Annotated in this window: 18 protein-coding genes; 6 read left to right on the top strand and 12 right to left on the bottom strand. The window is 72.2% G+C overall.

Translation table 11 applies throughout. The annotated features are described in order from the left end of the window. Nucleotides 1-6 precede the first annotated feature (6 nt). Nucleotides 7-711, bottom strand: a complete 705-nt coding sequence (cpaB, locus tag ACF1AL_RS24175) for a Flp pilus assembly protein CpaB (protein WP_366840057.1) — start codon at nucleotides 709-711, stop codon at nucleotides 7-9. A gap of 59 nt (nucleotides 712-770) precedes the next feature. Further along, entirely contained in the window at nucleotides 771-1,616 is an 846-nt protein-coding gene (locus ACF1AL_RS24170; protein ID WP_391827340.1) for a hypothetical protein, read from the bottom strand. A 297-nt stretch (nucleotides 1,617-1,913) separates the two neighbouring features. On the opposite strand from ACF1AL_RS24170, the gene ACF1AL_RS24165 reads away from it, so the two are divergent. Further along, nucleotides 1,914-3,608 carry a chitinase gene (locus ACF1AL_RS24165; RefSeq protein ID WP_391827338.1) on the top strand — a complete coding sequence of 565 codons (1,695 nt, stop codon included), beginning with the start codon at nucleotides 1,914-1,916 and terminating at the stop codon, nucleotides 3,606-3,608. Between the two features lie 119 nt (nucleotides 3,609-3,727). Here ACF1AL_RS24165 and ACF1AL_RS24160 read toward each other — a convergent pair whose 3' ends face one another. After that, nucleotides 3,728-3,889: a hypothetical protein gene (locus tag ACF1AL_RS24160; RefSeq protein WP_391827336.1), complete on the bottom strand. Its 162-nt coding sequence runs from the start codon at nucleotides 3,887-3,889 to the stop codon at nucleotides 3,728-3,730. A 78-nt stretch (nucleotides 3,890-3,967) separates the two neighbouring features. Beyond that, on the bottom strand, nucleotides 3,968-4,255 hold the full coding sequence (locus tag ACF1AL_RS24155; protein ID WP_391827334.1) for a hypothetical protein: 288 nt from the start codon (nucleotides 4,253-4,255) through the stop codon (nucleotides 3,968-3,970). Between the two features lie 131 nt (nucleotides 4,256-4,386). Between ACF1AL_RS24155 and ACF1AL_RS24150 the strand changes: the two genes are divergently transcribed. Both ACF1AL_RS24150 and ACF1AL_RS24145 read left to right on the top strand, forming a co-directional pair. Continuing rightward, the gene (locus ACF1AL_RS24150; RefSeq protein WP_366840053.1) at nucleotides 4,387-4,893 is read left to right on the top strand and encodes a SigE family RNA polymerase sigma factor; all 507 of its coding nucleotides are present in this window, start codon (nucleotides 4,387-4,389) and stop codon (nucleotides 4,891-4,893) included. 53 nt (nucleotides 4,894-4,946) lie between these two features. Next, nucleotides 4,947-6,224 (top strand): hypothetical protein, encoded by a 1,278-nt coding sequence (locus tag ACF1AL_RS24145; protein ID WP_391827332.1) that lies wholly within the window; start codon nucleotides 4,947-4,949, stop codon nucleotides 6,222-6,224. Nucleotides 6,225-6,320: 96 nt separating this feature from the next. On the opposite strand, the gene ACF1AL_RS24140 is transcribed toward ACF1AL_RS24145, so the two are convergent. From ACF1AL_RS24140 to ACF1AL_RS24115, 6 genes are all read right to left on the bottom strand, one after another. Beyond that, nucleotides 6,321-7,637: an Nramp family divalent metal transporter gene (locus ACF1AL_RS24140; protein ID WP_391827330.1), complete on the bottom strand. Its 1,317-nt coding sequence runs from the start codon at nucleotides 7,635-7,637 to the stop codon at nucleotides 6,321-6,323. Between the two features lie 82 nt (nucleotides 7,638-7,719). Continuing rightward, on the bottom strand, nucleotides 7,720-8,292 hold the full coding sequence (locus ACF1AL_RS24135; protein ID WP_391827328.1) for a hypothetical protein: 573 nt from the start codon (nucleotides 8,290-8,292) through the stop codon (nucleotides 7,720-7,722). Nucleotides 8,293-8,345: 53 nt separating this feature from the next. Next, on the bottom strand, nucleotides 8,346-9,866 hold the full coding sequence (locus ACF1AL_RS24130; RefSeq protein ID WP_391780077.1) for a GntP family permease: 1,521 nt from the start codon (nucleotides 9,864-9,866) through the stop codon (nucleotides 8,346-8,348). Nucleotides 9,867-10,003: 137 nt separating this feature from the next. Further along, entirely contained in the window at nucleotides 10,004-10,414 is a 411-nt protein-coding gene (locus tag ACF1AL_RS24125) for a RidA family protein (RefSeq protein WP_366840048.1), read from the bottom strand. Next, entirely contained in the window at nucleotides 10,411-11,184 is a 774-nt protein-coding gene (locus tag ACF1AL_RS24120) for an IclR family transcriptional regulator (RefSeq protein WP_391657322.1), read from the bottom strand. Before ACF1AL_RS24120 ends, ACF1AL_RS24125 begins: the two co-directional genes overlap by 4 nt. Beyond that, nucleotides 11,181-12,233 carry a sugar kinase gene (locus tag ACF1AL_RS24115; protein ID WP_391827326.1) on the bottom strand — a complete coding sequence of 351 codons (1,053 nt, stop codon included), beginning with the start codon at nucleotides 12,231-12,233 and terminating at the stop codon, nucleotides 11,181-11,183. Before ACF1AL_RS24115 ends, ACF1AL_RS24120 begins: the two co-directional genes overlap by 4 nt. 131 nt (nucleotides 12,234-12,364) lie before the next feature. Here ACF1AL_RS24115 and ACF1AL_RS24110 point away from each other — a divergent pair, with 131 nt between their 5' ends. Together ACF1AL_RS24110 and ACF1AL_RS24105 are read left to right on the top strand one after the other, a co-directional pair. Further along, nucleotides 12,365-13,630, top strand: a complete 1,266-nt coding sequence (locus tag ACF1AL_RS24110) for an amino acid deaminase (protein WP_391827324.1) — start codon at nucleotides 12,365-12,367, stop codon at nucleotides 13,628-13,630. A 9-nt stretch (nucleotides 13,631-13,639) separates the two neighbouring features. Next, nucleotides 13,640-15,250, top strand: a complete 1,611-nt coding sequence (locus ACF1AL_RS24105; protein ID WP_391827322.1) for an amidohydrolase family protein — start codon at nucleotides 13,640-13,642, stop codon at nucleotides 15,248-15,250. Nucleotides 15,251-15,274: 24 nt separating this feature from the next. Here ACF1AL_RS24105 and ACF1AL_RS24100 read toward each other — a convergent pair whose 3' ends face one another. Further along, nucleotides 15,275-16,120, bottom strand: a complete 846-nt coding sequence (locus tag ACF1AL_RS24100; RefSeq protein ID WP_391657326.1) for a serine protease — start codon at nucleotides 16,118-16,120, stop codon at nucleotides 15,275-15,277. Between the two features lie 399 nt (nucleotides 16,121-16,519). After that, entirely contained in the window at nucleotides 16,520-17,308 is a 789-nt protein-coding gene (locus ACF1AL_RS24095; RefSeq protein ID WP_391780072.1) for a hypothetical protein, read from the bottom strand. Between the two features lie 126 nt (nucleotides 17,309-17,434). Between ACF1AL_RS24095 and ACF1AL_RS24090 the strand changes: the two genes are divergently transcribed. Then, nucleotides 17,435-18,646, top strand: a complete 1,212-nt coding sequence (locus ACF1AL_RS24090) for a pyridoxal phosphate-dependent aminotransferase (protein WP_366840041.1) — start codon at nucleotides 17,435-17,437, stop codon at nucleotides 18,644-18,646. The last annotated feature ends 62 nt before the right edge of the window (nucleotides 18,647-18,708 follow it).

The following is an 18,708-nucleotide window of genomic DNA, read 5'->3' as shown; positions in this document are numbered from 1 at the left end:
GGCCTCTCACTTGTCCTTGGCGAGTTCGTAGGTCCTCTCCTGCGCCGGCACGCCGCCGTCGCCGCCGGGTGCGACGAGGGCGAGGCGGACCCGCTTGGCGAACGACTCGGCGTACGTGATGCGCTGGGCGTCGAGCGCGGAGAGCGCGAAGGTGATGGGGACGGCCTCGGTGGTACGGGTGCGCCGGTCGTCGTCGGGCTCCAGCGGGGTGAGCTTGCCGACGTTGAGGACCCGGGCGCCGGTGACGATGACCCGGGACTGGTCGGGGTCGCCGGCCTTCTGTCCCTCGAAGGTGGCGTAGACGTTGACGGACGCGCCGGGGGTGATCTGGCCGGCGACCCCGGTGGCCGCGTCGATCATGATGGCGACCTCCTGCTGTCCGGGGCGCAGGGCCGGCTGGTCGACGATCATGTCGCGCTGCAGCAGGGAGCCCGCCCGCAGCGTGGTCACGGCGATCTTGCCGCGCAGGGCGGACAGGTCGGTGACCGCGGTGTCCGACAGCCACCGTTTAGGCATCCGCACCTGTGTGAACTGGCCGGGACTGAGCGCGGTGTAGGGCGCCACGTCGCTCTTGACCTCGTACGCGGTGACCTCCGGTCCGACCTTCGACTTCACGTCGTCGACGACGGACAGCACGCCGGCGAACGCGCCGAGCGCGCACAGGACCGACAGGAGCAGGAGGATGACGCCGCGGCGCTGACGGGAGTTCATGAACCGTGCAACCTCATCGGATGGTGGGCGAGGGGGGTCGGCGGGGCGGTCGCACGGGCTCAGCCCGCGGGAACCGGGAGGTCGTGGGCGGGCGGCGGGGCGGCGGAGCAGAAGACGCAGCGGTCGCCGATGACCTGGATGCCGCACCAGTGGCAGGGGCTTTGCCGGACGGAGGCGACGAGCTGGTACAGCACCGAGAGGTCGGAGAGGTGGGAGCAGAACTCGACGACCTTGCCGGTGCCCCACCAGGTGGCGGACTCGGCGGGCAGCGGGGCCTCGTGCACGCCCTGGACGTTCCAGGCGGGGGCGAGGCCGGCGGTGACCCAGTCGGAGGTGAGCTGGCCCCTGGCGTGCACCAGCCGGGTCGCGAACTCCGGCCCCTTCAGGGCGGCGCCGGGTCCGAGCCGCACCAGCTGCGGTTCGGGGTGCGCGAGAACGGCGAACTGGCTGCCCGGCAGCCAGGAGCGGGCGTGCGCCTTGAGGTCGACGGGGACGCGGTCGAGGCGGGCGACGGAGCCGAGCAGGGCGCCGGCGTGCAGGTAGTGGGTGAGCAGCCGGCCGGCCGAGGCGAGGACGCCGGGGCCGAGGTCGCAGGAGGCGAGCTGGCGCAGCTGGCGGGCGAGGACGGCGACGGCGAGCGGCGGCAGGTCGGGGCGGAACAGGGCGATGCGGTCGCTCTCCAGCAGGGAGCGCACGGTGTGCAGCCGGCGCTCGACGGCGGCGGGCGCGCCCCGCGAGTACACGACGACGACATGGCCGTGCTGCTCGACCAGGGTGTGCAGGCTGAGCACGGCCTGCTCCAGCGGCTGCCGGTCGAGGTCCGGCAGGACGACGGCGGGCAGGGTCCGCTCGTCCTGCGCCGGCAGCGCCAGGTCGGCACTGGTCACGGCGACGGCAGTTGGCACGTGCAGCTCCCCCCTCACGTCCCCGCTTCACACCGGCCGGTCCCACCGGTCACGTGAGTGCACCGGCGTGACTTCACTGCGTGACTACGTGAGCACTGTATCCACGCGTCTGTGGCCGGAGAACAGCGTTTGTGCAGCCGGAAGGGAACTGCTGTCGCACAAGTCACGCCAAACCGGGGCAGGTTGCGCGTTCGTTCGGGCGGCGAGGGGGTGAAGCCGCACTCACCCCCGATTTGGTCTGGACCTCTTCACGCCCGGACCCTTGACACCTCAATTGGTCTGGACCAACTTGTTGTCATGTCCCCACACATCCGATCGGCGCGGCTCTGGTCCGCCGCCGTCACCGCCGCCCTCGCCCTCACCTTCGTGGGCACGGGCCAGGCGTCCGCAGCGGACGTCAACAACGTCAGGAACGCCGGCTTCGAGTCCGGCCTGGCCAACTGGACCTGCTCCGCGAACAGCGGGACGACGGTGGGCTCCCCCGTGCACGGCGGCGCGGCCGCGCTGAAGGCGACGCCCGCCGGGCAGGACAACGCCCGGTGCGCCCAGACCGTCGCCGTCAAGCCCAACTCCACCTACAGCCTGAGCGCGTGGGTGCAGGGCGGCTACGCCTACCTGGGCGTCACCGGCACCGGCACGACCGACGTCTCCACCTGGACGCCGGACAGCCCGACGTGGAAGCAGCTCACGACGAGCTTCACCACGGGCTCGGCCACCACGTCCGTGACGCTCTACCTCAACGGCTGGTACGGCCAGGCCGCGTACTACGCCGACGACGTGCAGGTGTACGGCCCCGACGGCGGCGGAGGCACCGACCCGGCCCCGACCGTCCCGGCCGCCCCGGCGGGCCTCGCGGTGACGGGCACGACGTCCTCCTCCGTCTCCCTGTCCTGGAACGGGGTGTCGGGCGCGACGGCGTACACGGTCTACCGGGACGGCGCGAAGGCCGCGACGGTGACGGGCACGTCGGCCACCGTGAGCGGGCTGGCCGCGTCGACGGCGTACTCCTTCCAGGTGACGGCGTCCAACGCGGCGGGCGAGTCGGCCCGTTCGGCGGCGGTCACCGCGACGACGGCCGCGACGGGCGGCGGGGGCGGCGGAATCGGCCTGCCCAAGCACGCGGTGACCGGCTACTGGCAGAACTTCAACAACGGCGCGACGGTCCAGAAGCTGTCGGACGTGCCGTCGGCGTACGACATCATCGCGGTCGCCTTCGCGGACGCGACGACCACGCCCGGCGCGGTGAGCTTCACGCTGGACTCGGCGGGCCTCGGCGGCTACACCGTGGACCAGTTCAAGGCGGACATCCGGGCCAAGCAGGCGGCCGGCAAGAAGGTCATCGTCTCGGTGGGCGGCCAGAACGGCACCGTCTCGATCAACGACTCGGCCTCCGCGACGAACTTCGCCAACTCGGTCTACGCCCTGATGCAGACGTACGGCTTCGACGGCGTCGACATCGACCTGGAGAACGGCCTGAACGCGACGTACATGACGCAGGCGCTGCGGGCCCTCGCGGCGAAGGCGGGCCCCTCCCTGATCCTGACGATGGCCCCGCAGACGATCGACATGCAGTCGCCGTCCGCCGGCTACTTCCAGACGGCGCTGAACGTGAAGGACATCCTCACGGTCGTCAACATGCAGTACTACAACAGCGGTTCCATGCTGGGCTGCGACGGCAAGGTCTACAGCCAGGGCACGGTCGACTTCCTCACCGCCCTCGCCTGCATCCAGCTGCAGAACGGCCTCGCCCCCTCCCAGGTCGGCCTCGGCCTCCCGGCGTCCACCCGCGCGGCCGGCGGCGGCTACGTCGCCCCGAGCGTCGTCAACGCCGCCCTGGACTGCCTGACGAAACTCACCGACTGCGGCACGTTCAAGCCGTCGAAGACCTACCCCGACCTGCGCGGCGCGATGACCTGGTCCACGAACTGGGACGCGACGGCGGGCAACGCGTGGTCGACGTCGGTGGGAGCCCACGTCCACGCCCTGCCGTAAGCGGTGAACACTGCCCGGGGGTGCCCCTGCCGGACCCACTGGATCCGAGCGGGGTGCCCCCGGCTCACTCCCCGGCAGTACAGCGACGCACAGAGCCATGAGCCCAGGCGACGGCGCATTCACGCCTCGAGCAGAAGCTCCACGTCCTGCTGGGAGATCTCCCACAGCGCTTCTTGGCTGTATGCGTTCACATCATCCACGTACCGGGGGAGATCCGGCCGCTCGGAGCAGAAGGTGACGTGCGCCGTGAGCAGACCGCCCTCGAGCCCTCCCTCGGACAAGGACACGTACCCGAGCACCGGCCATTTCTGTTCTTCCGAGACGGCCCGCAAGGCGATGCACGCATAGCCGAGTGAGCGTCACAGCAGGGCGTCGAGCCGCTCCCGCCCCGCCTCGGGGAGGTCGTAGTCCATCATGCCGCGACCGTTCACGGCGGCCTCGTAAGGGATCACATCACGCCATTCCGACCGAACGGTCCCGTGATAACCCGAGCGCAGTGCGGTGAGGAGGTGAGCATCGCCGTCGACGGTCCATCCCTCGTGCACGATGAGCCGAAACGGTTCCGGCACATCCTCCTCGCGGACACGGATTCCGCCCGCACCGAGGTGGGCGGACATCCTCGCATTCATCCTCGTGTTCGCGATCACGGGCCGCAAGTGTACGGACGGCACAGCGGTGCCCAGCTTGGAGGAGACTTGGGGATTCGTGTGAAACATTTCCCGGGGGTCAGCGCATCGGTGAGGTGTAGGCACCGTACGGCACGTCGCAGGGGGAGCAGATGAGACAGGCCCGCGCTGAGGAGTACGCGGAGTTCGCGGCGGTGCGGGCCGGGCATCTGTACCGGGCGGCGTGTCTGCTCACCGCCGGGGACACGCACCTCGCGGAGGACCTGGTGCAGGAGGCGCTCGGGCGGATCTACGTGCGGTGGGGGCGCGTCAGCCGCGCCGACAACCCGGCCGCGTACGCGCAGACCGTGCTGACCCGCGCTTTCCTCGCCCATCAGCGGCGCCGCAGCAGCGGGGAGCGGGCGACGGCCGAGCTGCCCGAGGTGCCGTACGCCGCCGGGGACACGCCGCTGCGGCTGACGCTGCTCGACGCGCTCGCGCGGCTGCCCGCCAAGGACCGGGCCGTCGTCGTCCTGCGCTACTGGGAGGACCGGTCCGTCCAGGAGACCGCCGACGTGCTCAACGCCAGTTCGGCGGCCGTGCGGACCCGCTGCACGCGGGCGCTGGCCCGGCTGCGGGAGCTGCTCGGCGAGGACCTCGCCGCCTACGCCCGGCCCTGACCCCGACGGGCCGACCCGACCTTTTTCGACCTGACCGAAACGGTGGTTCCGCCATGCCTATCGACCCGCACAGCGATCCTCACAGCGATCCGCACGGCGACCCCTTCGAGGACCGGCTGTCCACCGCCCTGCACCAGGCCGGCGGCACCTTCGAGACCGACCGGGGCGCGCTCGCCGCCGCCGGTGCGCTGCGGGGCCGCCGGTTGCGGCTGCGGCGCCGCGCGGCCGTCGCCGGCGGCATCACCGGCGTCGCGCTCGCCGGGGTGGGCGGGGCCCTGCTGGTGCCGTGGGGGCACGGCTCCTCGCCGGCCGCGCCGCAGCAGTCCTCCGTCGCCGCGCAGCCGCACCCGGGCCGCAGCACCGCCGCCCCCGGCGTGACCGGGCAGCAGATGATCGACACCCTGCAACGGCTCATGCCGGAGGGGAAGTTCAGCGGGCAGCAGGGGCGCGGCACGGAGGGGGACCGGCCGGTCCACCCGTACGCCACCGTCGTGTACGACGACGGCAAGGGCGCCGCCGCGGTCTCCGTCAGCATCAACCGTGTGCAGCCCGGCGGGCTGGACGCGCGGCAGGCCGTGCAGTGCCCGGACCGGGTGTACATCCCCTACGACGCCTGCACGAACAGCCGGCTCGCCGACGGGTCGGTGCTCACGATCCTGCAGGGGTACGAGTATCCGGACCGGCGCGTGGACACCAAGCGCTGGACCGCCGAGCTGGTCTCCCCCACCGGGCACCACGTCTCGGTGAGCGAGTGGAACGCCGCGAGCGAGAAGGACGCCCCCGTCAGCCGGTCCCGGCCGCCGCTCGACCCGGCCGGGCTGACGCGGCTCGCCTCGGCGAAGGAGTGGCGCACGCTGATCGACGCCATGCCGCGCGATCCGCGCGCGGACTCCCCCGACCCCGAGCCGCCCGGCGCGGACCTGCACGCCCGCAGCAATCTGCTCGCGCTGCTGCCCAGGCAGCTGAAGGTCGTCGACAAGAGCGGGGACGACTCCGACTTCGCCTACGCCGTCGTCGACGACGGCAAGGGCCGCAGTCTGGTGCAGGTCAACGTGCAGCCCGGCTCCGACGACATCCGCGGCGACCTCTTCGGCGACGACGACGAGACGCTGCCCGACGGCACGCGGGTGGCCGTGCGCCAGGGGCCCGGGGAGAAGGGCGGCGAGGGCGTCGTCATGTGGACCGTCGACACGATGCGTCCCGACGGTTTCCGCGTCGTGATCAGCGCCTTCAACTCCGCCACGCAGCACGACGCCGCCACCCGCGCCACCCCGGCCCTGTCCGTCGCGCAGCTCCGCCAGATCGCCCTCAGCCCCCGCTGGCGCGGCTGACCCGAAAGCCGGGACGGGACCAGGGGGTGCCTCGTCGATCACGCCGGGCTCGCGACGCCTGGCACCGCACCTCGCGGCGTGATCGACGAGACACCCCTAGAAGAATTCCGACCACGGCTGGTCCCAGACCTGCTTCACGCACAGGACGAGGAACAGCAGCCCCGCCACCACGAGCATCGCGTTGCTCAGCAGGCCGTTGCGCCAGTGGCGGGGCGTGCGGGAGGAGTTCAGCAGCCAGATCAGCGTCAGCGCCAGGAACGGCATGAACGCCGCGCCCAGCACGCCGTAGAGGATGATCAGGCGGAAGGGCTGGCCCTGGAAGAGCAGGACGACGGGCGGGAACGTCAGCCACAGCAGGTAGGCGCGGAAGGGCCACGAGCGTTCGCGCGCACCGGAGGCGACCTCCTCGCCCGTCGCCCGGGTCCGGCCGCCGCGCAGCCGGGCCACGAAGTCGGCGAACATCAGGCTGACGCCGTGCCAGACGCCGATGAGGGAGGTGAAGGAGGTGGCGAAGAAGCCGATCAGGAAGAACTTGGCGGTGGCCGTGCCGTACTCCTCCTCCAGGATGCCGCCGAGCTGGACCAGGCCCTTGTCGCCGCTGGCGATGGCCACGTTCGCCGAGTGCAGCAGCTCGGCGCCGACGAAGAGCATCGCGACGACGAAGATGCCGGTGGTGGCGTAGGCGACGCGGTTGTCCAGCCGCATCACCTTCATCCAGCCGGTGTCGGTCCAGCCCTTGGCGTTGACCCAGTAGCCGTACGCGGACAGGGTGATGGTGCCGCCCACGCCGCCGATCAGGCCGAGGGTGTTGAGGACGGAGTCCTTCTCGTCGGGCAGGACCGGGACGAGTCCGGCGAGCGCGTCCCCCAGGTGGGGGGTGACCCGGATCGCCAGGTACACCGTCACCACGAACATGACGCCGACCAGCACCGTCATGACCTTCTCGAAGACGGCGTACTTGTTGAACCAGACGAAGACGAGGCCGGCCAGGCCGCAGGCCACGCCCCACCACTTGAGGTCCATCACATGGGGGAACAGCGCCTGCAGCGGCAGCCCGCTGGACGACATCGCCGCGGCGCCGTACACGAAGCCCCAGACGACGGCGTAGACGCCGAAGAACCAGCTGGTCCAGCTGCCGAGGCCGGCCCAGCCGTCGAAGAGGGTGCGGCCGGTGGCCAGGTGCCAGCGGCCGGCCGCCTCGGCGAGGGAGATCTTGACCAGGCAGCCGACGACCGCCGCCCACAGCAGGGTGTAGCCGAAGTTGCTGCCCGCGATCAGCGTGGCCACCAGGTCGCCGGCCCCGACACCGGTGGCGGCGACCACGATGCCGGGGCCGATGTGGCGCCAACTCGCCTTGCGGAGCGGGGGGTCCGGTGCCTGTGCGTCGGTGGTGTGTCCCGTGGTGTCCGCCATGGAGTCAAGAAAGCGCAAAGAGCACACCGGGACAAGAGGGCCTGCGGCGATCTCCACCCGATGTGCTCAACCGCGCCCGGGATCACTCCGCTTCTTCGCCGGCCTGCGCGCTGTCCTTGCTCTCGTCGCCGTCCTCGAAGTACGCGTCGAGCACCGCGTCGAGTTCCGCTTCCCACCGGGCGAAGTCGGAGCGGGAGGGGGCGTCGATCTCGATCGGGTACCAGCGGCGGTCCGGCGTGTGCACGGTGATCGTGAACCGCTTGCCGAAGCGGGCCGTCTCCGTCTCCACCGCGCCGATCTCGTCCCAGCGGAACTCGCAGGCCTGGTCGTCGAGGGAGAGCCGTACGCCCGCGTGGTCGGCGACGATCCGCGCGCGCCGGTCGGCGGCCTCGAACACCGGCCCGTCGGCGGGCGGTTCGGCCGCCTCGGCGGGGGCCGCCTCCTCCGCGTCCAAGGCCTCGGAGGCCTCGGCCGTCTCGGCGGTGTCGGAGGTCTCCTCGGCCCGCGTCTCCTCCTCCGTGGGGTCCGGCTCGGCGGCGGGCGCCGGGCCGGAGACAGGAGGGGTGATCCCGGGGACGTGGGCCGGGTCGAACCCGGCGCCCGTCACGGGCTCTGCCTTCAGGGGCTGGCTGCTCGAACTCATGCGCTGCTCCACAGCGGGCAGTATGGTCGACGTTCCTGTGGCGCACACAGCCAGCCCCTGCATCGTTACACGAAGATGCTCAACACCGCCGCCACCGCGAAGCCGGCCAGGGACAGCACCGACTCCAGGACCGTCCAGGACTTCAGGGTGTCCCGTTCGCTGATGCCGAAGTACTTGGCGACCATCCAGAAGCCGCCGTCGTTGACGTGCGAGGCGAAGATGGAGCCGGCGGAGATCGCCATGATGACGAGGGCGACGAACGCCTGGCTGTGGTGGCCGGCGGACAGCAGCGGGGCGACGATGCCCGCGGTGGTGACGATCGCGACGGTCGCCGAGCCCTGGGCGACGCGCAGCACCAGCGAGATCAGGTACGACAGGACGAGCACCGGCAGGCCCAGGTCGTGGAAGGTGTCCGACAGGGCCTGGGCGACCCCGCTGGCCTTGAGGACGGCACCGAAGACACCGCCGGCGCCGACGACGAGCAGGATGTTGCCGACCGGCTTCAGGGACGCCGTGGAGACGGTCTCCAGGGACTTGCGGGACCAGCCGCGGCGCACGCCGAGCAGGTAGTACGCGAGGAGCAGGGCGATCGTCAGGGCGACGAAGGGGTGGCCGAAGAACTCGATCACCGAGCGGCCGGTGGAGGGGTCGAGGGCGATCGAGGAGAACGTGGCGGCGAGGATCAGCACCAGCGGCGTACCGATGATGCCGAGGACCGTGCCGAGCGGGACGGGTTCCTCGCGCGGTGCGACGCCCTGCCGGCGCTGGTCGGCGAGCACGGCCGCCTTGGCCTCGTCGGCCGCCTCGGCCATGTCCTGCGGCACGGGGACGAAGAGGCGGTGGCCGATCCAGGCGGCGTACGCCCACGCGGCGAGGACGGCGGGGATGCCGCAGACGATGCCCATGAGGATGACCCAGCCGAGGTCGACGTGGAGCAGGCCGGCGGCGGCCACCGGTCCGGGATGCGGCGGCAGGAAGGCGTGCGTCATCGACAGGCCGGCCAGCAGCGGCAGGCAGTAGAGCAGGATCGACTTGCCGGTGGGGGTGCCCCCTGAACCGGAGTTTGTCGGAGGTTCTTGGGGGAGTTTGGCGGCGGCGTAGACGAGCGGCGCGAGGACGAAGATGCCGACGTCGAAGAAGACGGGGATGCCGAAGATCAGGCCGGTCAGTCCCATGGCGAGCGGGGCGCGGCGTTCGCCGAACAGGCCCAGCAGGCGGGAGGCGAGCACTTCGGCGCCGCCGCTGACCTCCAGCACCGCGCCGAGCATGGTGCCCAGGCCGATGATGATCGCGACGTGGCCGAGGATGCCGCCCATGCCGGTCTCGATGGTGGAGACCGCGTCGGAGCGCTGGACGGTGCCGAAGAGTTCGGTGACGGACAGTCCGGCCAGCAGGCCGACGGCTATGGAGACGGCGAGCAGCGCGACGAACGGCTGCAGTCGGACCTTGATGATCAGGAAGAGCAGCAGGACGATGCCGAGGGCGGCGACCGTGAGCAGTCCGGTCGTGCCGCCGACGAGGAGGAGCAGGCCGCCGGTGTGGGGTGGCGCGTCGGCGGGGGCGGAGGCGGCGAGAGAGAGGGACATACGGGGGTCCTCTGCGGGAACGGGGCGGGGGGCGGGGTAAGGGCATGCTGTTTTCGGGCAGGGGGCATCGCGGCGCGGCGCCCGTCGGGGCGCCGGACCGTGAGCGTGCGTACGGAAGGTGAGGGGGCGTCAGCGGATCAGCCGAGGACGGCCAGCGCGTCGATCTCGATGAGCAGCCCGGCGGGCAGGCCGACGTACACCGTGGTGCGCGCGGCGGGCGGCTGGGTGAGGCCCTGCTCCTCGAAGTAGGCGTTGTAGATCTCGTTCATCTCGGCGAAGTGGTCGACGTCGGTGAGGTAGACGCGGATCATCATCACGTCGTCCCAGGTCGCGCCGCCCTCTTCGAGGATCGCCTTGACGTTGGCGAGGGTCTGCAGGGTCTGCTCGCGCAGGGTGGGGCCGGCCGGCGTGGGGGCCTTGCCCTCCTCGGCGGGGAGGAAGCCGACCTGCCCGGCGACCTGGAGGATGTTGCCCTTCTTCACGCCGTGCGAGAACTTCGCGGGCGGGGTGGTGTGGGTCTTGGGGGTCAGCGCGATCTTGTCGGTCATGCGGGGTCCTTGTCGGGGTGGGACACGGGGGTTCTGCCGGAGTACTCGCCGCTGATCGCGTCCGCGGTACGGCGGACCAGCGGGAGCAGGGTGAGGAGTTCCTCGGCGGTGACGACGACGTTCGGCGCGGACACCGACATCGCGGCGACCACCCGGCCGTCGGCGCCGCGGACGGGTGCGGCGACGCAGTTGATGGACTCCTCGTGGCCACCGAGGTCGGTGGCCCAGCCCTGTTCGCGCACCTTGGCCAGTTCCTTGAGGAAGGCGTCGGCGTTCGGCGTCGAACGGGCCGTGTACAGGGGGTATTCGAGCTTCTCCGCGACCGCGCGGCGCTCGTGTTCGGGCAGGTCGGCGAGGAGCAGCTTGGCGACGGCGGCGACCGTGATGGCGACGGGCTTGCCGATCCGCGAGTACATGCGCACCGGGTAGCGGCTGTCCACCTTGTCGATGTAGAGGACCTCGCCCTCCTCGTACACGGCGAGGTGGACGGTGTGGCCGCACGCCTCGTTGAGGCGCGTCAGGTGGGGATGGGCGATCTCGCGGATGTCGAGGTTCTCCATCGCCTCCTGGGCGAGGGCGAAGAGGCGGGCGCCGAGCCGGTAGCGCTGGTCGTTCTGGCGGTAGACCAGGCCGTGCTCGTGCAGGGTGCGCAGCAGGCGCAGGGCCGTGGACTTGTGGACGCCGAGGCGGTCGGCGACCTGGCCGAGGTCGGCGGGGCCCTCGGCGAGCAGCGGCAGGATGCTCAGCGCGCGGTCGACGGTCTGGCTCATGGGGTGGGTACCTCCTCTTCGGCCGCTCCGGCCTGTGTCCAGCCGGGGCCGAGTCGAAGTGTCCCCCATGTCCGCTCGTCGACGGCGACGAGCCGGTCGGCGTGTGCGCGGGCGGGGGGCGCCGTGAGGTCGCCGGGGGTGGTGAGGGCGGCGGCGGCCCAGAGGTGGCCGTGGCGCAGGCGGTCGCGCACCGGCAGGTTCCGGAGGGTGGCGTGCAGGAAGCCGGCGGCGAAGGCGTCGCCGGCGCCGGTGGTGGCCATGGCGTGCACGCGCAGGGCCGGCACGAAGGCGACCGGGGTGCGGGCCGAGAAGGCCGTCGCGCCCCGCTCCCCCTGCTTCACCACCAGCGTCGGCGGCTGCGGCAGCAGCGAGCGGATCGCCTCCGGGCCGCCCGTGACGCCCCAGGCCGCTTCCGCCTCGTCCTCCCCCACGAACACGATGTCCGCCCTGCGGGCCAGCTCCAGCAGCACGGAGGGGCCGGTGGACGCGGACCACAGCCCCGGCCGGTGGTTGACGTCGAAGGAGATCAGGGGCCGCTCGGCACCGGGCTGCGTCAGCTCGCGCAGGAGGTCCCGGCAGTCGTCCGACAGGGCCGCCGTGATCCCCGACAGGTGCAGGACGCGGCACGCGCGGGCCGCCGCCAGGTCGACCGTGGCGGCGGACATCGCGGAGGCCGCCGACCCGGCGCGGTAGTACGCCACCTCGTGCGCGTCCGTGCCGCGCTCCCCGGCGGTGCGGAAGTACACGCCGGTCGGGCGGGCCGGGTCGCGGCGCACGGAGGTGACGTCGACGCCGTACGCGCCGACGGCCTCGACCAGGTGGTCGCCGAAGCCGTCCGCGCCCACCCGGCTGATCCACCGCACGGAGTGCCCCGCGGCGGCGAGCATGCAGGCGACGTTGGACTCGGCGCCGCCGATCGCCCGGTCGAAGGACGGGACGTCGGCGAGGCGGCCGGGCCGGGTGGGAAGGAACGTGACCATGGACTCGCCGAGCGTGGCGACGTCGACGACCTCGGCGTCGGGGGCATGGCCGGGTCCGGTGGCGGTCACGATCGTCGTAGCTCCTCGGTGAGGGGGTCGGCCGTCGTTGACCCCGCGTTGGCCGAGATGTTAGACAGCGGTAAGCGACATACGCAACGAGCGTTGCAATAAGTGCAACGCACCTGATCAGGGAGGCTTCCATGGGCAGTGACGCCCTCGCCCGCCTGGCCGACGAACGCGTCGACCACCGCTTCAAGGGCCTCCCGCCGGACGCGGACGGCCTCACCGTCGCGGAGCTCGCCGCCCAGCGCCGCAACCTCTTCGACGGCGGCTTCGCCACGCCCGTGCTCGCGCTGTCCGCCGAGCGCCTGGAGCACAACCTGCGGCTGATGGAGACGTACGCCGCCCGGCACGGCCTCGCCTTCGCGCCGCACGGCAAGACCTCCATGGCCCCGCAGCTCTTCCAGCGGCAGATCGAGCACGGCGCGTGGGGCATCACGCTCGCCGTGCCGCACCAGGTGAGGGTCGCCCGGGCCTTCGGCGTCCAGCAGGTGTTCCTCGCCAACGAGCTCGTCGACCCGGCCGCCCTGCGCTGGATCGCCGCCGAGCAGGACGCCGACCCCGGCTTCCGGGTGATCTGCTACGTCGACTCGGTGCGCGGCGTCGAGCTGATGGACGCGGCGCTCGCGGGCGCCGCGCGCCCCCTGGACGTCGTCGTGGAACTGGCCGCCGGGGACGGGGCGCGCACCGGCGTGCGCACAGAGGCCGAGTGCGCCGCCGTCGCCGACGCGGTGGCGGCCGCCGCGAGCCTGCGGCTGGTCGGCGTCGCCGGGTACGAGGGCGAGGTGCCGCAGGCGACCCACGAGCGGGTGACGGCGTGGCTGCGGCGACTGGTGGCGCTGGCCGCCGGCTTCGACGAGGCGGGACGGTTCGCCGGGCTGGACGAGATCGTCGTCAGCGCGGGCGGCAGCGCCTGGTTCGACGCGGTCGCCGAGGTCTTCGCGGAGATCCCCGGCCTGTCCGCGCCAGTGCTGAAGCTGCTGCGCTCCGGGGCGTACGTCAGCCACGACGACGGCCACTACCGCCGTCTCACCCCGTTCAACCGGGTACCCGAGGAGGGCGCGCTGGAGCCGGCGTTCCGGCTGTGGGCGCAGGTCGTCTCGCGGCCCACGGACGGGCAGGCGTTCCTCAACGCGGGCAAGCGGGACGCGGCCTACGACCTGGACCTGCCGGTGGCGCAGGTGGTACGCCGGGACGGCGCCGAACGTGAGGCGGCCGGGATCGAGGTGACCGGACTGTCCGACCAGCACGCCTGGCTGCGCACCGCCCCCGGGGCGGAGCTGGAGGTGGGCGACTGGGTGGGCCTGGGCCTGTCGCACCCGTGCACGTCGTTCGACAAGTGGCCGCTGATCCCGGTGGCCGAGGCGGACGGCACGGTCGTCGACTACATCCGTACGTTCTTCTAGGAGGCCGGCGTGGAAGACCTCGTCATCCGGGACGCGGACGTCGTCGACGGCTCCGGCGCCGACTCCTACCGCGCCGACGTGGTGATCGACGACGGACGGATCGTGTCCGTCGTCAAGGAGGCGGCCGCGGCCGGCTGCCAGCGCCCGCAGGCCATGCGCGAGCTGGACGCCGAGGGCCTGGTCCTGTCCCCCGGGTTCATCGACATGCACGCCCACAGCGACCTGGCCCTGCTGCGCGACCCCGACCACAGCGCCAAGGCCGCGCAGGGCGTGACGCTGGAGGTGCTGGGCCAGGACGGGCTGTCGTACGCGCCGGTCGACGACCGCACCCTGGACGAGGTCCGCCGGGCCATCGCCGGCTGGAACGGCCCCGGCGACGACATCGACTTCGACTGGCGCTCGGTCGGCGAGTACCTGGACCGCCTCGACCGCGGCATCGCCGTCAACGCGGCCTACCTGATCCCGCAGGGGACCGTGCGGGCGCTGGCCGTCGGCTGGGAGGACCGGGAGGCCACGCCCGCGGAGCTGGAACGGATGCGGCAGCTGGTCGCCGAGGGCATGGAGCAGGGCGCGGTCGGCCTGTCCTCGGGGCTGACGTACACGCCCGGCATGTACGCGCCGGACGCCGAACTGACCGAGCTGTGCCGGGTGGTGGCGCGCTACGGCGGCTACTACTGCCCGCACCACCGCTCCTACGGCGCGGGCGCCCTCCAGGCGTACGCGGAGATGGTGGAGCTCACCCGTGAGGCGGGCTGCGCCCTGCATCTGGCGCACGCCACCATGAACTTCGCCGTGAACAAGGGGCGCGCGGCCGAGCTGCTGGCGCTGCTGGACGACGCGCTGGCCGCGGGCGCGGACATCACGCTGGACACCTATCCGTACACGCCCGGCTCGACCACGCTGGCCGCCCTGCTGCCGAGCTGGGCGGGCGAGGGCGGCCCGCAGGCCCTGCTGAAGCGGCTCGCGGACGACGACACCGCCGAGCGCATCCGCCGCCATCTGGAGGTGGAGGGCTCCGACGGCTGCCACGGCGTGCCGGTGGAGTGGGAGACCGTCGAGATCTCGGGCGTGAGCGATCCCTCGCTCACGGAGTACGTCGGCCACACCGTCCTCGCGTCGGCCGCGCGGCGCGGCGAGGAGCCGTGGACGGTGGCGCGGCGGCTGCTGACGGGCGACCGGCTCGGGACGACGATCCTGCAGCACGTCGGGCACGAGGAGAACGTGCGGGCGATCATGCGGCACCGCGTGCACACCGGCGGCTCGGACGGCATCCTCCAGGGCGCCAAGCCGCATCCGCGGGCGTACGGCACCTTCCCGCACTACCTCGGCCACTACGTACGTGAGTTGGGGGTGCTGTCGCTGGAGGAGTGCGTCGCGCACCTCACCGGCCGGCCGGCGGCCCGGCTGCGCCTGCCGGACCGGGGCCTGGTCCGCGAGGGCTACCGGGCCGACCTGGTCCTGTTCGACCCGGCCACGGTGGCGGCGGGCTCGACGTACGAGGAGCCGCGCCGGCTGCCGACGGGCATCCCGTACGTGCTGGTCGACGGGCGGTTCGTGATCGAGGACGGGCGGCGCACGGACGTGCTGGCGGGGCGGGCGGTGCGCGGCCCGGGCCGCTGAGCGCGCACCGCCCGCCCCCGGCGGCTACGGCTTGGGCAGGACGCAGCCGCTGCGGCCGAGGTCCAGCTTGTTGCCGATGCCGAAGCAGGCGGGGATCTGGTAGGTCTCCTGGGCGTAGTTGATGCCCTGGCGGACGGTGACGTTGCCGTTCTGGTCGACCTCGCACGGGTTGTTCTCCGTGCAGCGCTGGCCGTCCTCGTTGCCGGTGTTGTTGACGGCGACGACCTTGCCGGTGGCGTTGTCGATCACGGGCGAACCGGAGGTGCCGCCGATGGTGTTGCAGGCGGAGGTGTACCGGACCGAGTCCTTCCAGGTCCAGTCGCCCTCCTTGAGCCGGTACACGAAGCCGTCGATGTTGCAGGAGTAGATGCGCTTCCAGTAGCCGGAGACGACCTTGATGGCGGTGCCGGCGACCGGGTGGGTGTCCTGGACGGTGAGCGCGTTGATGCCGTAGGTGCTCTTGATCTGCGCGTAGGTGCGCGTGAGCTGATAGATCGTCACGTCCGTGTCGGTCATCGTGGAGTACGCGACCTTGCCGGCCCGCAGGGTGCCGACGCCCCGGCCGGAGGAGTTCAGCAGCGTGAAGGAGCGCGAGGAGGGCTGGTCGACGACGACCTCGCCGGGCGCCGGGAAACCGGTCTCCAGGCAGTGGCCGTTGGTGAGCACGAGGGCGGGGTCGCTGTCCGTGGAGGCGGGGAAGCGGACGACGGACCCGGAGCAGTTGCTGAGCGCGACGGTGCCGGCGAAGTCGACGGCCTTCAGGGTGGGCGTGGTCGTGGGCGCGCTCCGCTCGGGAGCGGCGACCGCGGGTGCGACGCCGGCGCCGGTGACGGCCAGCGCGAACGCCGCGGCGACGAGAGGCTTGCGCATGTGGGGTCCCCTCTTACGACGGGGGCGACCGGAGTTGCTCCGGCCGCCCGCTCAATTGTCATGCGCATTGTCATCGTCGGGGTGTGGGGGGAACAAGGTGCGGGGGCGAGGCGTAGGGGTTTCCCTGTGCGGCTCCCTGCGGGGCTGGGCGGGGGGCGGGTGGGGAGGGGGTGGGTTCTGTGTTGTGCCGGGTGCGGGACGGTGGGGGGCTGGGCGCGCAGTTCCCCGCGCCCCTGGGGAAGGTGCAGTTGCCGTTGCGCGGCCCGGCGGGCTTGGTGGGGCAGCCCGGGACGGCTGTGGTCGTGCCGGGTGCGAGGCCGCGGGGGCTGGGCGCGCAGTTCCCCGCGCCCCTGAGGGGGGTGCGGTTCCCCGGGGTGCTGGGGAACCGCATGTTCGTTGTTATCGGGGGTGTTTGGGGCCGCCCGGGCCGTGGCCGGGTTTGGTGGGCCAGGTGGACGTCGGGGTCGGGGTCGGGGGCGTGGACTCGGAGGACGTGGGTGTCGGGGTGGCGGACTGCGGTGGGGGTGTCGTCGCCCGGGGGGTCTGCGTGGTGGGGCGGGTGCTCGGCGTCGGGGAGGTGACCGGGGCGGTGGAAGCGGGGTCCGGGGGCTGGGAGGCCGAGGTGGGCGGCTCCGACGAGGCCGGCGAGGCCGTGTCGTCCGCGGTGGTGTCCGGCGCGGACGGGACGGGGTCCTGGTCCTGGCGGCCCTGCGTGCCGTCGGAGGGTGAGCCGGAGAAGGAGAAGGCGCCCAGCAGCGCCGCGGCGGACGCGACGGCCAGCGCGCCGCCCGCCATCACCACACGGCGCCGGCCGCCCCGTTTGCGCTCCGCGGCCCGCCGGGCACTGCGGGAGCCGACTCCCGCGGGCGGCCCGGCCGGGACACCACCGGCCGCCACGGCGGGAGCGGCGGCTTCCGGGGCGTACGGAAGATCCACGCCTGCCGGGGCGACCGGCGGGCCGTAGGGGTCGACGGCCGCGGCGGCGTCCAGGGGCGGGTGGGGCGGCTCGGCCCCGACCGCGGGGAGCGGCCGGGTCTCGTCGTAGGCGTTCTGCCAGCCGTGGGCGGCCGCGGGGTCGGCGTAGTGTTCGTATGCCGGGGCAGGGGGCGGCGCCGGGACGTACACGTTCGGCGGTGCTCCCTGTGGCGCGTCGTGCGCTCCGCTGTCGTACTGGCCTGCGCTGGACATGAGCGCGGATTCTAGGGACGCAAGAGGCCTCTGGGACAGCCGACGGCGATAACCGGTCAAAACGCCGTGTCTCACGTGGCGGAAAACACCACCCATGGCGCGTTATGCGGCCGTAAGCTCCTTGACATGCAGGTGATCCAGTCGACCAAGCTCGCCAACGTCTGTTACGAGATCCGGGGCCCGGTTCTCGAGGAGGCCATGCGGCTTGAGGCGGCGGGCCACCGCATCCTCAAGCTCAACACCGGCAACCCGGCCGCCTTCGGCTTCGAGTGCCCCCCGGAGATCCTGGAGGACATCCTCCGCAACGTCTCCACCGCGCACGGCTACGGCGACGCCAAGGGCCTCCTCGCCGCCCGCCGGGCCGTCGTCATGCACAACCAGACCCTCGGCATCGAGACCGACGTCGAGCACGTCTTCATCGGCAACGGCGTCTCCGAGCTGATCGTCATGGCGATGCAGGGCCTGCTGGACGACGGCGACGAGGTGCTCGTCCCCGCGCCGGACTACCCGCTGTGGACCGCCGCCGTGTCGCTGTCCGGCGGCACCGCCGTGCACTACCGCTGCGACGAGCAGTCCGACTGGATGCCCGACCTCGCCGACGTCGAGCGCAAGGTCACCGACCGCACCAAGGCGATCGTCATCATCAACCCCAACAACCCCACGGGCGCCGTCTACGACGAGTCCGTGATCAAGGGGCTCACCGACATCGCCCGCCGGCACAACCTGCTGGTCTGCTCCGACGAGATCTACGACAAGATCCTCTACGACGGCGCCACCCACACCCCGACCGCCGCCGTCGCCCCCGACCTGCTCACCCTCACCTTCAACGGCATGTCGAAGGCGTACCGGGTGGCCGGCTACCGCGTCGGCTGGATGTCGATCTCCGGGCCGCGTGCCCACGCCGACTCCTACATCGAGGGTCTGACGATCCTCGCGAACATGCGCCTGTGCGCCAACATGCCGGGCCAGCACGGGGTGGTCGCCGCGCTCAGCGGACGGCAGACGATCAACGACCTGGTGCTGCCGGGCGGGCGGCTGAAGGAGCAGGTCGACACGGCCTACGAGCTGCTGACCCAGATCCCCGGCGTCACCTGCGTACGGCCGAAGGGCGCGCTCTACCTCTTCCCGCGGCTGGACCCCAAGGTGTTCAAGATCAAGGACGACCGGCGGATGGTCCTGGACCTGCTGCGCCGCGAGAAGATCATGGTCGTGCAGGGTACGGGCTTCAACTGGCCCGAGCCCGACCACTTCCGCGTGGTGACCCTGCCGTCGGTGACCGACCTGCGGGACGCGGTCGGCCGGATCGGCCGCTTCCTGGACGGTTACAGCCAGCCCTGACGCTCACGCTCGGTGTGCACGGCGTCCTCTTTTGTGAACGACTCAACTTTAGACAGAATCCA

Origin of the sequence: Streptomyces sp. NPDC014801 (assembly GCF_043082085.1) — a bacterium.
Classification (GTDB): domain Bacteria; phylum Actinomycetota; class Actinomycetes; order Streptomycetales; family Streptomycetaceae; genus Streptomyces.
Note: the sequence above shows the minus strand (reverse complement) of the source record. Positions and strands in the feature narration are given on the sequence as shown.